Source organism: Duncaniella freteri (assembly GCF_004766125.1).
Lineage (GTDB): Bacteria > Bacteroidota > Bacteroidia > Bacteroidales > Muribaculaceae > Duncaniella > Duncaniella freteri.
This window is the reverse complement of the sequence record NZ_SJSA01000003.1, coordinates 20,786-37,118: the sequence shown is the minus strand read 5'-3', so window position 1 is coordinate 37,118 and position 16,333 is coordinate 20,786. Positions and strand designations below refer to the sequence as shown.

Here is a 16,333-nt window from a genome sequence, read left to right as displayed (position 1 = left end):
AAATACGCGCTCTATGAAATGAGCTTTTTGAATGCTTTGCTTTACAGCCGCGCGATGCCGATGCCGGATGATACGAGCAACAAAGACAATTCAGACGCGCCGCTATACGATGACAGCAAAGACGCAAATAACCCCAATAATTTCAAGGATTTTGACGAAGACGAAGAAATAGAAGTTAAAGCGAGATGAATACTAATGACGGACTTTCCTATGCCGCGAGGATAGATACCTCGGAATATGACGCAGCTCTCGACCACATGGCCGAGAAAGTCGGCGGCGTGACCTCACAGATTGAGCAGGAGAGCGCGAGGATTCAGCAACTCATATCGTCTTCAATCCCGGAAGTTGACCTCAAATTTCTGTATGATGATACTCCGACACTGAACGCTATCGGCGAAGCATACGCGCAGATTGCGCGTGTCATACGCGAAAACAACTCTGCCGTAAACGAACTTCAAGAGGCATATCGCCAAGTAACCGAAGAAGCCAACAAGTATGCGAATGTGCCTGGACGTAGCGAGTATGTCAAAGAGCTACGACAGCAGCGCAAGGCTATTCAAGAAGTAATCACTACTCGCAAAGAGGTTATTGCGGCCGCACAAGCTGAAGAAAAAGAGCTACAAAAAAACGAGAAGTCATTAGTTGCTGCCGCCAATGCCGCAGAGAAACAAAGCACTGCCGCAGTATCATTACGCCAGCGCATCCGTGAGCTTACAATGGAAGCTGCCGCATTGCGCGATGCCGAGCAAGCGCAAGGGCGCGAAATAGACAAAACGACAGGGCGTTATCGTGAAATCATAGAAGAAATAGGTCGGCTCAAAGATATTCAAGGCGATATTCAGTCAGCCGGAAATGTATTCGCTAATGATGAAAATCAGTTTGCCGGAATAATCTCCGGCTTAACCGGTTTGTCAGGCGCGTTTTCGGCAGCACAAGGCGCGGTCGGACTTTTCGCCGGAGAGAATGAACATCTGCAAGAAATAATGCTAAAGGTGCAGTCCCTAATGGCTATTACGATGGGATTGCAGCAAGTTCAGCAGACCTTAAACAAGGATTCAGCCTTTTCACTCGTAACGCTCAATGCGGTCAAACAAAAGTGGAACAAGCTGACCGGCAAAAGCGCAGCATCGCAGACCCAAGAAGCGACAGCGACAGCAAGTGCGACAGCGGCACAGAATGCCAACACTACAGCGACAGCAGAAAACGCGACCGTTACGAAAGTCGATACGGCCGCACAGCAAGAGAACAATGCCGTAACGACTGCTGGAGCAGGCGCACAAGCTACAAACACGAGCGCGACAAAAGCAGCGACAACCGCACAGAACGCACATACCGGCGCATTGGTTGCCGGTACTGCCGCATCAAAAGCCATGTCGATTGCAATGCGCGTTTTGAAACTCGCTCTCATATCAACCGGCATAGGCGCGTTGGTCGTACTCGTTGGCGAACTTGTTTCGTGGATTGTCGATTTATGTTCAGCCGAAGACGAAGCCGTCAAACATACACAAGACCTCAATAAAATCAACGAAGATGCGGCAAAGACCTACATTCAAGAACAAGTCGCACTCGAAGACAACATCAAGGCTTGCAAAAACTTTACCGGCTCCAAAGAGCAAGAGAAGAAGAAAGTCAATGAGCTTAACAGCAAATACGGTGAAGCTCTTGGCTATTATGATTCTCTTGAACAGTGGGAGCGCGTATTGACTGAACGCGGCCCCGCGTATTGCGAGATGCTGCGGATGAAAGCCGTTCAGCAAGGTTTGCTTAACAAATACGTTGAAGCATACGTTGAAGCTCTTGAAGTAGCCCACAAAGCCGAAAACGGAGAATTTGACCGCAGTTGGTATAATCCGGCACGTTGGTTTGGAGATTCAAACGAGGAACGCCGGGCGAATATGATTGCAGAAGCCAACAAAGAAGCAGACTATTGGAAAGAAGCGATGACCCAGCAAAAAGCTGACCTCGAAAGATTCCAAAAAGAAAATCACTTCGATGTCGTTCACATTGACCCGAAATCCGGCGGCAATCGCGGTAGCGGCAAGACATTCGACCCCAAAGCAGCGGCACGTGAACAGCGTAAACTACTTGCTGAATATCAAGCTGAAGTCAAAAAATACATAACCGACACCAATAACGCTATCTCGCAAGCGATGATAGACAGCATGGAAGCCGGTTACGGCAAAGAACTCGCTACTATACGCCGGAACGGCGAGAGCCGCAAGAAAGCATGGGAGCAGCAGTTAATCGAGCTTGCCGAAGCAATGCGCGACAACGCTCACGCAATGTTTATGACACAGAACGGAGCCACTGAAGATACTTGGGAAAACTCCGCTCAAGGCAAACGCTCTTTGCAAGATTGGATTGATGAACTACTGAAAAACAAAGATGTCGCAGCTAACTACTCGCAGGGATTAGCCGACATTGCCAATTCAGTAGAGCGTCAACTCGCCGACGTGCGCACAAAATACATGAATCAGCTAATAGATGAATTTGGCTCGTATGAGGACAGATTCGACAAGCTGACTATTGAATGGACTAAAAAGATTAATCAAGTCGCCGCAATCGCGCCCGATATGCTGCCGAAAGCATTAGACAAAATGGAAGAAGCGTTTTCATCGTTGAAAGCCGAGGACTTCAAGAAGACCATTAATTGGGATGTTGTTTTCGGCGACCTTGGCAATCAGTCGCTTCAGTCATTGCAATACTCTCTTGAAAAGGTCAAGACCTATTTTGACCGTGAGAAAGCAAGCATGAGCGTTGAGCAGATAAAGACATTCCAGGAGGCGATAACGGCGATGGAGAATGAGATTGCTTCACGCAACCCATTCACGGCTCTTCATAAGTCATTCAAGGACATATCTACGGCGAAAGACGAGCTTGTTGCGGCTCTCGCCGAAGTTGCGGCCGCACAAACAGCACTCAACGAAGCCGAAGCGGAATACAACGCCGCTTTGCAGGCTAAACATAAGATTCTCGAACTAATCGAAACCGGCGAACTCGCACAAGATTGTCAGGAGCTTGCAGATGCTAACGAGCGTGTCACAGCTTCAGAGAGAAAATTCACTGACGCAAAGACAAAGAGCCTCCAAGCAGACCAACGCGCATTAAATGCCCGGAACAATGTCACTAAGTCATACAAGACATTCGCGACACAACTCAAATCTGCCGGAACAGTCGTTACCGATATCGGCGGCCGTGCGTCAAAGCTCGCCCGGATATTCTCATCCGATATTGCCGACAGTATGGATAAGGCACTCGGCTTTATTGATGAAGTCGTAGACGCAGCCGGAGATGTCATTTCCGCGATTGGAGATGTCGGCAAGAGCGTGTCTAAGAATGTCGCTCAAACTGCCGAAGCAGCCGGAACAGCCACCCAAGCGACCGCACAAGCGACCGCCACTTCAATATCGACAGTTGAAAAAGCATCTATCATTCTGACTGTAATATCTGCCGCATTACAGATTGCGACAGCTATTGCAAGCCTTTTCAATGATGATGAATCCAAGCAGAAAGAAATCGAGCGGCTGCAAGAACGCATCGACCAACTGCAATGGGAGCTTGACAACGCCGACACAGTGCGATTCAAAGAGCGCGTGGGCGATGCCGTGAAGAAGCTGAACAGCGTCTATCGCGATACGACCGAAGAAGTACTCCGCTTGCATCTGACTTCGCAGCAATATGCGAATTGGTTTAACCGCGCTATCGGTCAAATGGTATATCGTAACGAGATTTACGAGAAATCCATTCAGAAACTCGCGGATGCCTATGCAAGTGTCGGATATACCGCTGACAAAGCTCTCGGCGGCAAGAAATATGAGGAATCGCGCAAGCAGATTGAGAATCTCGCAGAGCAACAAATCTTGATTCAGCGGCAAATCAATCAAGAGCGCGACAAAAAAGACACCGACAACGGCAAGATTGAGGATTGGCAACGCCAAATCCAAGAGATTGCGCACGAAATGGCTACAATCATCAATGAGATGCTTGAAGACATTATCGGTGGCTCATCTGAAGATATTTCCAAGCGGCTCGGAGATGCTTTTATGGATGCCGCAGCGCAAGGCGAGGACGCGATGGAAGCGTGGCACTCGACCGTCAAGGACATTATCGCCGACATCACGAAACGAATGCTTATATCGAAATTCATTGAAGAACCTATCGGGCAAATATTCGACAAATACAAGACTCGCTGGTTTGGCTCTGACGGTCGATTCAAAGGCATTGACAACGTGATTAACTCGATGAATGACCTGTCTTCGGACTTGAACGAAGTCGGCTCAAACTTTCAACAAGTTTGGAACAATCTGCCGGACGATATGAAGAAGTGGTTTGCTCCGTTGGATGATGCCGAACGCGAGGGCACTCAAAAAGGAATCGCCACAGCTTCACAAGACAGCGTAGATGAAAATAATGCAAGGCTCTCGATGATTCAAGAGCATACATATACGCTTGTGCAAGGTGTAAAAGAGCTTAACGCGACCGGCACACGGTTACTTGAAGTAGCAACCGGCATCAAAGACAACACCGAAGAAACTAACAAAAAACTCGATGATGTCAAAGAAAACGTCAAAGCTATCAAAGACAGCGTAGATGAAATTGATACTCGCGGATTAAAATTACGGACATGATAAATCAGCTTATTAAATCCATACAGCAAGATTGGCTCAAAGCCAAAGCAAAGGCGCAAGCTCAATGCGAGAGAGCCGGACGGCACGATGTCGCCCGGAAACTCTCCGAGTGCCGTATGTTTGCCGGTTATGAAGATTTCGCGGACTTGGTGCGTCTTATGTTTACAGTGCAAGGAATGGAGTTTATGACAACTTTCGGATTCCCGAAACTCGATACATTCCGAAAGTTCAAGCCGTACAGCCCGGAGCGGTTAGGCGTGTATATCGACTGTGGAGAAATAACGCTTACAGATGTCCGAAATGTCTTTTTGGTGGGAGATACCACCGCCGTGCTGAAATGCCGCGAAACCGCAGCCTATACCGTTTGCCTCATGTGTGGCGCGAAAGCTACGGTCATAGCGTCCGGGTACAGTGTAGTAAAAATCGAGAATGACAAAAAATCACAAGTCGCGATAATGACACAAGACAACGCAAAAGTATTATGATGTTCAACAAACTTTTGATAGACGGCAAAGACGCTTACGCCGAATATGGCGTATTCGTTGAACAGTACGGGTACAAGGCACTCGTACAGATGCCCTCTTTCAAAAAGTTGGAATCTACCGAATGGGATGAGTATGACGGCGAGGAAACCGACCTCACAAGTCCGATTCTCGACACAAAGACATTCGCGATTCAGTTCTGCATCACTGAAATTGATATGGTCGACAATCTTTTTGAATTGCTGTCGGACAAATCATATCACACATTCCATTTTGCAGAACTCTCCAAGTCTTACAAGTTGCGACTTGTCGGAAACCCCTCGCGGTCGGCTCTGATTCATCTCGGCAAAATATCGGTCAACTTCGCAGATGACTTCCCCCCGGTCGTGCTTAACGACTTCATTAATGAAGATGATTTGGACGATTCCAACATCATATTGAATCATAAGCCGTATGCGACAGCTCCAGCCGGATTCAAGCAGAAAGGCTATGAACTTGACGATATAGATTTTTCTCGCTTTGGAATCTATGTGCTTGACGGCACCGATGACAATATAGAGAAAGCTCCGAATGTAAGGGCGAATCTTACCGTCAATGTCAAAAACTCGCCGGGTGTCGTGTATGACAATGACTGGGTAATGTATAAGTCGAAAGATGTAGGACTGAAGTTGTTGATACACGCTCCGAGCATTTCGGACTTTTGGCAACGGTGGTACTCCTTTTGGGCGGTCGTATTGAAGCCGGAATCGCGAAAGTTATATATCGACAACCCGATAGATGAGTTCGAATGTCACTATAAGAGCAACAGCGTGACGACGTTTGACATTCGGCGCAATGGCTCGGTTTGGTGCGAATTTACCACTACGCTCACATTCACGAACTGCCGACCTCTCGGCAATTATTTCGTGCTTGTAACCGAAGACGGAGAGATAGTCATTACCGAGCCGGGAAGCGAGGATGTAGAAATTAACTTGAAACTACACGAATAGATATGGGTGCAATAAGAAAGAAAATATCGGAGCTTACTCCGTCAACCGCATTCAACGGTTTGTGGACTATCGGCGTTGACGCTCTCAATCGGAGTGTCCGCGTGTCGCTGCAATATATTGCAGACACTATCGCATCGTTGAAATCGGGTGTTGAAACCGCTATTGGCAATGCCGACAAAGCAGCGACACGAGCAAATACGGCCGCACAGAATGCCGACAAATCGAGAGCTGCCATCGAAGCCAATGAGCAGACCAGACAAAGCAACGAGCGAGATAGACTGTCAAATGAGCAGACTCGAAATGGCAATGAAACGACACGCATAAACAATGAGAAAGCCCGGAAACAAGCCGAGCAAGCTCGTGCGAAAGCTGAATCCGACAGAGTGACAGAACACGCCACTCTGAAGAAGAACGCTGAAGATGCAACGAAAGCCGCTAACGATGCCGCCAATAGTGTAGATGCTTCAAAGAAAGCTGCCGCAGAAGCAACGAAAGCCGCTAACGATGCCGCCACAAACGCCAATAATGCCGCCACGACTGCAAACAACTCTGCAAAAGAAGCAGACAAACAAGCCGGACGAGCGAAAGAGCAAGCCAACAACCCTCCGAAGATGGGTGAAAATGGTAATTGGTGGCGTTGGGACGAAACCGCGAAGAAGTATGTCGATACCGGTGTACTCGCGAAAGGCGGTGTATTGTATCCGTCATTCATCGTTGACGAAAGCGATATGCACCTTATCATGTACTATCAAGACCAAATCGCCGAAAATCAATTCGTTCTCGACAATGAAACCGGTCACTTAAAATTCATATATCAGTAAACTATGGCAGGTAATCTTTCAATCGACTTAGGAAAAGTCGCAATATCGCCCAAAGGTGCATATTCATCCGCGACCACATACGAGCGTTTAGACCTCGTTTCGTATAATAACGGCGCGTATTTGTCTATCAAAGACGGCAATACAAATCACGCCGTCACAGATGGCGCGTGGTGGTTTTGTGTCGTTTCTGCCGCTGAAGCTCTTGCAGCTGCCGCCAATGCAAACGCCGCAAAGGAGCAAGCGTTGCAGATGGCGAATGTCGCAAATACAGCAGCCGGAAACGCGAACACGCAAGCCGCCGCAGCTTCAGCCGCCGCAGCTGCCGCCACGACAGCAGCGAGTGAAGCGCAGACAGCCAAAGAAGAAACAATCTCGGCAACCGAACTATGCCAGGCACTGATTGACGCTGCATCACAAGTTACCTCGCTTGGATTGCTGCCGTCCGGCATGACGGTTGAATACCCGGAAGAACTCACGCTCGGAAATCTTGCCGAGATATTCATACGCGCTAAATTGCAGCCGGAATACTCACTGCCTAACATCATGTATCTCAGCGACAATAACGCCGTATCAGTCGCGCCGGACGGTCGAATATCAATAAATCACGAGGGTGTCAGTGTGATTCATGTGATACCGACCGGCAACACGCAGCTATATAAGACAATCTCGATAAGGGTAAAATGTGCTGGAATCTCGCTTGTCAACAACCGCAATACGGCGATGATTCTCTCATCGGGCAACTTCCTATTAAACTAACCTCTAATTAACAAAATATGGCATTAACATCAGACCAAGAAGCAGGCGTAATTCAGATGCTTGCAGCGTTTCAGTCCGGCAAACGCATTCAAGACCTGCCGGAAGTCAACGGTACCAATCCGTTCAAGCTCGTAACTCACGTTATTGACGAAGACGGAGAGAGCAAGAAAGCCGCACTCGCTACGATGCTCCCTTATTTGGAGAGCCAGTGCGCCTACGGCATAGAGCGCGACAAGACCGTTTCATCTCCGGCTTGCACACGCATCGGCAACATGGACTTGCACCGCTCACTCCCGATTCACAACCGCATGAAAGGTTGCTTGCTGAATGATGACAGCGAAGTTGTTGAGTATCTGCCGCCGGAATCGTGGCTCGGCTCGACTCGTGACGGCTCACGCGGTCAAGTCATGGTCGAAATCCCTGACCACTACCGCAAGTTTGAAACGAGCGGCAACATACAGCGCGTGAAAATATCAGAACATCCACTTCCCGGCTATCACCACGTGCCTAAAATGTACGTGTCTGCCTATGAAGCATCGTTGCAGCGCACCGGCAACAAACTTTCATCAGTCGTGAATGATTCTGCCGACTTCAGAGGGTGCGGCAATCAGAGTGCATGGGATGGCACATACCGCTCGGCACTCGGTCGCCCGGTCACTCAAATCAGCCGCACGAACTTCCGCACCTATGCGCGTAACCGCAAAGCCGGAAGCACCGAGTGGAACTGCATGACCTACGAAGCACAAAAGACGCTCTATTGGCTCTTTGTGATTGAGTATGCAACGCTCGACAGCCAAGCCGCATACAACGCGGCAAAAGACGCTAACGGCTATGCGCAAGGTGGCTTAGGCGATGGCGTGACAACGTGGGATTGGAGCAGTTGGAGCAATTTTAACGGTAATCATCCTTTCGTTCCATGCGGTCACACTGACAGCCTCGGCAACAATTCGGGCATCGTAGCCTATGAAGCGCACAATGAAGCCGGTGATGTGCTTAAAACATTCAGTGTGCCTCGCTATCGCGGCGTTGAAAATCCGTTCGGTCACATTTGGCAATGGACTGACGGAATCAACGTGCGTATCAGCCCGAACACCCCGACCGGTGACGGACTTAGCAAGGTATTCGTGTGTGCAGACCCGACAAAGTTTACAGATAGCAATTACACCGGCTATGCTCATGTCGGCAATGAAGCTCGAAACGAGGGATATGTCAAAGAAATCATCTTTGGCGAACACGGCGACATTATGCCTTCTGTAAGCTCCGGCGCAGGCTCGACAACGTATTTCTGTGACTACCACTATACGAACATTCCAACGGCTGAAGCTCTGCGCGGTGTCCTTTTCGGCGGTGCTGCGTATTGCGGCGCGTATGCCGGTTTTGCGTATGCGTACTCGTCTGACACGCCCTCGGATACGTCTGCGGATTTCGGCTCCCGTCTTTGCTTTATCCCCCAAGCGTAACACGGCACGCCGCGCCCACAAAATACGACAAGTAACATAATAATCCACAACGCAATGGAAAATAAACAAGAAATCGAAAACAAAGAGAGAGTCGATGATGGCTCACTTGACTTCCTCCAAATTCCGGCTGACGAAACAAACAAGCAGTTCAACTGCAAAGAAACGAATCAGCAGCATCTCATCAACACCACTTTTTGGGTGTGTGACTTCTTCGAGGGAATGAAGACGAAGTTTGGCGAGAATCGCGTCCTCGTGAAAATCAAGATGAATCTTGAAGACCCGGAGAAAGACGCTCGAAAGTTCTTTACCAACTCGCGTGATATACGATACGTTCTCAACGAGATTAAGAAGCGCAACGCTTTTCCTCGCAGAGTGACCCTCAAAGTGAACGGCAACCGATATTACTTCGAGTGACGATATAAGGTTGATTGCTCTTGCGGTGTCCTTTTCAGCGGTAATGCGAATAACAGCGCGAATGCCGGTTTTGCGTATGCGAACTCGAATAACACGCCCTCGAATACGAATGCGAATATCAGATCCCGTCAATGATTTTCAATTTGGTAAAAAATATACAAAACTCGGAGCAATGACCCTGCCCCTTGGCAAAAAACATCACCTCAAAACGGAGTTAGTAAGCAGCGCGGAGTAATCCGCGTTGCTAAAAGCCCCAACAATGAAAAGCAAAGCGAATGAAGCGAATAGGAAACTTATATGAGAAAATAATCTCATTGGAGAATCTTCGACTTGCCGATGAAAAGGCGAGGCGCGGAAAACTTCGCTCCTACGGTGTGCGACTTCACGACAAGAACCGTGAAGCCAACATCATCGCGCTTCACGAGCAACTGAAGAATCGGGCGTTTGTCAATTCGCCCTATTCGACATTCACAATCTACGAGCCGAAAGAACGATTGATTTTCCGACTGCCGTACTATCCCGACCGCATACTCCACCATGCAATAATGAATGTGTTAGAGCCTATTTGGGTATCAACATTTACAGTTGACACATACAGTTGCATCAAAGGTCGCGGCATTCACGGCGCAATGCGGAAAGTCAAGAAAGCACTTCGCGACAAAGAGAACACGCGCTATTGCCTTAAAATAGACGTGCGCAAGTTCTATCCGTCTATTGACCACGACATACTGAAGCAAGTTGTCCGGCGAAAAATCAAATGCGCCGACACGCTCAAACTCTTAGACACGATAATTGACAGCACTGACGGCGTGCCTATCGGAAACTACCTAAGCCAATACTTCGCCAATCTCATGCTTGCTTACTTCGACCATTGGATTAAAGAAGTCAAGCGTATAAAGTATTATTTCCGATATGCTGACGATATGGTGTTTCTCTCATCGAGCAAAGAGGAACTTCAAGCGTTGCTCAAAGACATAAAAGCATACCTCGCTACACTCAAATTGAATCTAAAGGGTAATGAGCAAGTGTTTCCAATCGCCGAGAGCCGAAACGACAAACACGGTCGCGGATTGGATTTTGTCGGTTTCGTCTTCTATCACAATCAGACGCTGATACGCAAAGGCATCAAGAAGAATTTTTGCCGCGCAGCAGCCCGATTGAACAAACGCAGTGACATATCCGCCGCCGATTACAAACAACAGCTTTGCAGTTGGTTTGGATGGGCGAAAGTATGCAACTCAAAACATCTACTAAAAACAATCATCAAACCCCAATTTTATGAAACGTGCATTTTACGATGAAATGCCTTCTACTCTGGAGGCAGTCGGCAACGGAAGCTATCTCTACCGTTGGGACATTCAAGAAGAAGCAAAGCCCGCAACTGAACATTCAGCCGCTGACGGCGAAACAGCCAACGCGCAGGAGAGCGGCACGCAGTACTCGTGCCTGGAAGTCGTTGTGTGGTCGCCGGTGTCAAGTAACGCCATACTCGAAGCCGTCATTTCCGCTATGTGGCCGAACAATCGCGAACAGAAGTTAATCAACGACTACAACGCCGCGCAGCTCGGTTGTTTCGGCTCCAAAACCGGCGAAAAGGCACAGTCTGCCATCAACGCATACAAAGCATTCCTCACGCAGCGCGATTCCATCAAATCACAGGTTGACGCGGACTGTGAAGAATTAAACATCGAATAATCGACACCCACATGATAACGCTCCATTTCAATAACAAGACTCTAAAAATCTACGAGGACGATAGTTCTTACCGCTACCGTGCCCTTGGAGAGAAGACCACTCTAACACTCAAATTTTCGATGCCGGAATTTATCGAAATCCCGGTCGGAGCTTGGTGCGAGTATCAAGGCGAAGTCTATACGCTCAACAAGCCGGAGAACTTCAAGAAAAGCGGAACTCGTAGGCTTGAATACACTCTGACGCTTGGCGACCCATCCGAATTGCTCGGCGAATACAAAATGCGCAACACAGTAGACCACCGCTTGAAGTGGTCGTTGTGCGCAAAGCCTCACGAGTTTATTGAGATAATCGTTGCGAATCTCAATCAACGCGCCGGAGGTGGCTGGAGTGTGGGCGAATGTATTGACGTGACCGAAAAGACGGTTGAGTTTAATCATTCATATTGCGATGCAGCGTTACAGAGTGTGGCAGAAGTGTTTAACACGGAGTTTGAAATCATAGGTAAGGTGATTCATCTTCGTAAAGTAGAATACTTCAAGAATGACCCACTGCCGCTTGGCTACGGCAAAGGCAACGGATTCAAACCGGGTGTCGGACGCTCGACCGACAGCGGACAAGTGCCGGTCAAGAGGCTCTACGTTCAAGGCGGCTCACGAAATATAGACCGCTCCAAGTATGGTGCGCCGGACTTATTGCTCCCGAAAGGTCAGACGCTCGAATATGAGGGGCGTGTCTATAAAGCCGACAGTGACGGTTACTTCATAGAACGCTACGACATAATATCTTCAGCACGCAAAGAGGATAGCTTCGATTGTTCGGAAATATACCCCTCTCGTGTCGGCGAAGTTACTTCAGTCGTGACAGTCGATGCAAATAAGAATTGGTATGACTTTGTGGATAACACGATACCGAGCAATCTTAACTTCAACGACTATCTGATTGAGGGCGAAACAGCTACAATCATCTTTCAAAGCGGAATGCTTGCCGGAGATGAAAAGCAGTTTGAATTTAAGTACGACCACGATAAGCGGCGTTTTGAACTCAAACCGCAAGAGATAGACGGCATTACAATGCCGAATGCGTCTTACATTCCACAAGTCGGCGATAAGTACGCTGTCTTCGGAATCATGCTGCCTAACGAATACATACGCAACGATGCCGACAAATCCGGCGCATCTTGGGAGATGTTCAGAGAAGCGGCGCGATACTTGTACGAGAACGAAGACCCGAAATTTACTTTTAGCGGAGAGCTTCAGTCGCTCTACACTAAAAAGAATTGGTTGCGCATCGGCGGCCGTCTTAAAATCGGAAGCTATATACTCTTTACTGACGAACAGTTTGCAAAAGACGGCGTGCCTATCCGAATCGTAGGCATAAAAGAAAATCTATCATCTCCATATTCGCCAATCATCACTATCTCAAACGAATCTCGCGGAACAAGTGTAAGCTCAAAACTGAAAGAGATAGACCAAAACGAAGTGAAGATTGATGAAGCTCACGGCGATGCGATACGATTCACAAAACGCAGATTCCGCGATGCAACCGAAACGATGTCGATGCTTGAAGATGCCTTGCTCGACAACTTCACGAACTCAATAAATCCAATAGCAGTCCGAACAATGCAGATGCTTGTCGGAGACGAGAGTTTGCAGTTCCGTTTCGTTCAGAGCCGGACTTCACTTGTCGCGGTCGGATTCAATATCACTTACAATGACACGACAAAACAATTAAGCTGCCCTCACGGATATTTACAACATCTGACACTCGGAATCAACACACTTGCACCGTCCCATACCCCGAATGAATATCTTATTTGGGAGATGAACGGCTATCAGTCGCCACAACTTACTGACGGCTCTAAACAGTACTATCTGTATGCAAGAGTGCATCGTACTAACACCTCGGCTGTAGGCTCATTCCTATTGTCGCCTACGGCAATCGCGATGAAGCAAGAAGCAAATTATTATCACTTGCTCGTAGGCGTGCTGAACAGCGAATATGACGGAGAGCGCAGTTTCGCTACCCTATACGGTTTCACAGAGATATTGCCAGGGCGCGTGACAACGGACAAAGTTGTGTCGGCTGACGGCAACAGTTTCTTTGATATGCTTGCTAACGCATTCAAGCTCGGCAACAAGCTCCGTTTCAACATCAACGGCGACAATAAGCTCATTCTTAACGGAACGATGGTGCAAAGCGAGAGTGGAGATGAATTTCCGGTGCCTTGCTATCGCGGTGTTTGGAACTCTCAAACAACGTATTACAAAGGCGACCTCGTTTCATACAATGACGGTAGAGGCACTTCAATGTATGTTTGTATTGCTCCATCTTATTGTACCGGACGCGTGCCCGGCGGCGATGACAATGCTTATTGGTCGTTGTACGCATCTCAAGGTACAAACGGCGATTGGAGCAAGCTCATATATCGCTATTCAATCAACAGACCGACTACGCCGGAGGGCAATTCGCCTGCCGGTTGGAGTGACACGCCCGACAAAGACACTATCACTTTCAATCACGGCTCAACTTTCACGTACAAGGACGGCTATCGCGTTTCTCCGGCTACTGCCGATGGCAATCTCTCGAAAAACCGAATCAGCTTCACGACCCGGACTGCAAATCAGACTATCGCGATAGAGCTTGTAGTTTCATCTGAAGAAAACTATGACTTCGGCATTCTCGGCATACTTGATGATGCCGGAATGACCCGCACGACCAACTATGCCGCAAGAATCAGCGGCAAAAAGTCTGAAGTCTTTTATGTGAATGTGCCAACGCCCGGAAGCCATTTTGTTGAAGTCGGCTATGCGAAAGACTCATCAACCTCGCAGAATGAAGATTGCGTGAAATATCGAATCTTGACAGTTGAAAATTGTTGGGTGTCGGTAGGTCGTTTCAACGGTATGTCGAAAAATGTTGGAGCGTGGAGCGTGCCGGTGCCGTTCTCAATCGACACAACCGACACGGAGCGCATATATTTGTTATCAGACAGCGACACCGTGCCGGGTACTCCATACAGTGACCCACATATTGACGATTATGTGCCACCACTGACAAACAACGAGTATGCCGCTGATAAATCTTATAGTGTCGGTGCGTTGGTAAGATACAATAACCGGTATTATAAGGCTATCAAAGCAAGCAGCAGCGGCAATGCTCATAACCCCAGCGATTCAACGTATTGGACGGTCGTAAACTCTTGGACTGACAATCCGAGCGGTGTAACATATACGCATCAGTACGAATTTGAATCAGTCCGATACAAGCGTGACGGCGTTTGGGGTGCATTCTCAACGCCGACACTATGGCTACGATATGCCCTCAACGGCGACTTCACGGAATACCGATACGCAGTCAACGGCTCAAAGGCAAGTGCGCCGGCACTTGCCTCAAAGAATCGTAACCCAAGCGGTTGGAGCGTAGGACAGCCGACACTCGGAACGCTTCAGTATATGTGGCGCACGTTTGCCAAAATATCGGGCGAAACAAACGAATTACTCTCTGATTGGAGTAGCCCGGTGCGGGTAACGCCCTATGACGGTGTTGACGGTAAGCCAGGCAAAGACGGCAAAAGCCCCGTATTGGTTTTCTGCGGCAAGTATGACAACACGAAGACATATTACGGCAATGAACATAGATTAGACGCAGTAAAATACGGCAACGAGTATTATATTGCAAGGATTGATGCCGGAACATTCTCCGGCGTGACTCCCGACAGTACCTCAAAATGGAACTCGTTTGGTGCTTCATTCGAGAGCATTGCGACTAACTTGTTGTTAGCCGAGGGCGCGAACATTGGCGATTGGTTTATCAAAGCCGGTCAGATAGTTTCAACGCTCGATGACACAGCAGCAAACCGAATACTCCTGCAAGTCGGTCGATATGTCGGCTCAACATTCATCTATGAGCCTAAAATCATTCTTGAAACCGATACTTCGAGCGGCGACCATATCATGCCCGGAGAATCGAGCAGAGGCGCAGTGGTAACATTAGACGCAACGAGCGGCCTTGTCGAAACTCGCTCAAAGCAGAATTACGATGTTAGCTATATGTCGCCGTCCGGCATATTTGCTAACAGAGCCGGAACGGAAGCAATGTCAGCTACAACCGGGCGAACATTCCGCGCTTCACTTGTCGGACTTGGTTTTGCCAATGTTGATAAGAGCGAATGGAACATTGATAAACTCAGCACTCTTGTCATGGGCGTTTATGGCAGCGCACAAAACTCCGGGACTGCAATGGCTGTCGGAGGATTCTTTGATAAGCTCTATGCGCACGGACTGATACTGCACCGCCGAGCAGTCAGCGGTAGTAATCAAACTGTGTACCTAAGCTATAATCACACTATCGTAGTTGGTTATACTTCCGACCAAGCGACTGTATATCTCCCCTCCAACCCTTACGAGGGGCAAGTGATATTCGTTAAACAATGGTGGACTGGCAGCATGAGATTTAAGCCTCGTTCCGGGCATCATATCTACGATGATGCAACCGAAAATGATTACTACGATTTTTCCGAAGGGCAAGGCGGAATGTTCGTCTTCTCTATCGGATATGTGACTTCCGGAAATACTACAACTAAAAAAGAGTCGTGGCTTGTGTCACGATGGAAATACTAATCAATATGACAGAATACGGATATATCGAAAATGGATATTTGAGGGCGATTGAGTTGACCCCCCAAATCTACAAGCGTAAACAAGAAGACGGAACAGTCGCGAGTGTAGAAGTTTCCATTGAAGAGCAAATCGCGGCACTCCCGGATATTTGGAAGCCGGTAGAACCGATTGACGAAAGTCAAATGATAGCCGACGATGAAGATTGCATCGTCGTGCCAATACCATACGATGCCGGAGATTGTATCAAATATCGCTACGAGCGGAAATTTGATACCCAAAAGGTACGCAAGCAGATTCAAGACCTAAAAGACAATCTCGCCGCGACTGACTACCGCGTGACTAAATGTTATGAAGCATCTTTGCTCGGCGACACACTGCCCTATGACATAGCGCAGTTGCATTCAGAAAGGCAGACTGTACGAGATAGAATCAACGAGCTTGAAGCGTTGTTGTAGAGCGAGTAAAAAAT

General features: G+C 48.2%; 12 protein-coding genes. All 12 read left to right on the top strand.

Annotated elements, in window-relative coordinates; translation table 11 throughout:
• Nucleotides 1-18: 18 nt before the first annotated feature.
• The 12 genes from EZ315_RS16455 to EZ315_RS15390 all read left to right on the top strand — a co-directional run bounded on the left by EZ315_RS16455 (nucleotide 19) and on the right by EZ315_RS15390 (nucleotide 16,319).
• Entirely contained in the window at nucleotides 19-189 is a 171-nt protein-coding gene (locus tag EZ315_RS16455; protein ID WP_168184420.1) for a hypothetical protein, read from the top strand.
• Entirely contained in the window at nucleotides 186-4,628 is a 4,443-nt protein-coding gene (locus tag EZ315_RS15440) for a hypothetical protein (RefSeq protein WP_135472870.1), read from the top strand. The genes EZ315_RS16455 and EZ315_RS15440 overlap by 4 nt, the downstream gene beginning before the upstream one ends.
• Nucleotides 4,625-5,113, top strand: coding sequence for a hypothetical protein (locus tag EZ315_RS15435; protein ID WP_135472869.1), 489 nt, complete (start codon nucleotides 4,625-4,627; stop codon nucleotides 5,111-5,113). The genes EZ315_RS15440 and EZ315_RS15435 overlap by 4 nt, the downstream gene beginning before the upstream one ends.
• Entirely contained in the window at nucleotides 5,110-6,099 is a 990-nt protein-coding gene (locus EZ315_RS15430) for a hypothetical protein (protein WP_238337399.1), read from the top strand. The genes EZ315_RS15435 and EZ315_RS15430 overlap by 4 nt, the downstream gene beginning before the upstream one ends.
• Before the next feature lie 2 nt (nucleotides 6,100-6,101).
• Nucleotides 6,102-6,920: a hypothetical protein gene (locus EZ315_RS15425; RefSeq protein ID WP_135472868.1), complete on the top strand. Its 819-nt coding sequence runs from the start codon at nucleotides 6,102-6,104 to the stop codon at nucleotides 6,918-6,920.
• Between the two features lie 3 nt (nucleotides 6,921-6,923).
• Nucleotides 6,924-7,676, top strand: a complete 753-nt coding sequence (locus EZ315_RS15420) for a hypothetical protein (protein ID WP_135472867.1) — start codon at nucleotides 6,924-6,926, stop codon at nucleotides 7,674-7,676.
• 17 nt (nucleotides 7,677-7,693) lie between these two features.
• Nucleotides 7,694-9,136 carry a hypothetical protein gene (locus EZ315_RS15415; RefSeq protein WP_135472866.1) on the top strand — a complete coding sequence of 481 codons (1,443 nt, stop codon included), beginning with the start codon at nucleotides 7,694-7,696 and terminating at the stop codon, nucleotides 9,134-9,136.
• Between the two features lie 54 nt (nucleotides 9,137-9,190).
• Nucleotides 9,191-9,550 carry a hypothetical protein gene (locus EZ315_RS15410; protein WP_135472865.1) on the top strand — a complete coding sequence of 120 codons (360 nt, stop codon included), beginning with the start codon at nucleotides 9,191-9,193 and terminating at the stop codon, nucleotides 9,548-9,550.
• Between the two features lie 275 nt (nucleotides 9,551-9,825).
• Nucleotides 9,826-10,851, top strand: coding sequence for an RNA-directed DNA polymerase (locus EZ315_RS15405; protein ID WP_135472864.1), 1,026 nt, complete (start codon nucleotides 9,826-9,828; stop codon nucleotides 10,849-10,851).
• Nucleotides 10,829-11,245: a hypothetical protein gene (locus EZ315_RS15400; RefSeq protein ID WP_135472863.1), complete on the top strand. Its 417-nt coding sequence runs from the start codon at nucleotides 10,829-10,831 to the stop codon at nucleotides 11,243-11,245. The genes EZ315_RS15405 and EZ315_RS15400 overlap by 23 nt, the downstream gene beginning before the upstream one ends.
• Nucleotides 11,246-11,256: 11 nt before the next feature.
• On the top strand, nucleotides 11,257-15,864 hold the full coding sequence (locus EZ315_RS15395) for a hypothetical protein (RefSeq protein WP_135472862.1): 4,608 nt from the start codon (nucleotides 11,257-11,259) through the stop codon (nucleotides 15,862-15,864).
• A complete protein-coding gene (locus EZ315_RS15390; RefSeq protein WP_135472861.1) occupies nucleotides 15,852-16,319 on the top strand; it encodes a hypothetical protein in 468 nt (155 codons plus the stop codon). Before EZ315_RS15395 ends, EZ315_RS15390 begins: the two co-directional genes overlap by 13 nt.
• Nucleotides 16,320-16,333 lie beyond the last annotated feature (14 nt).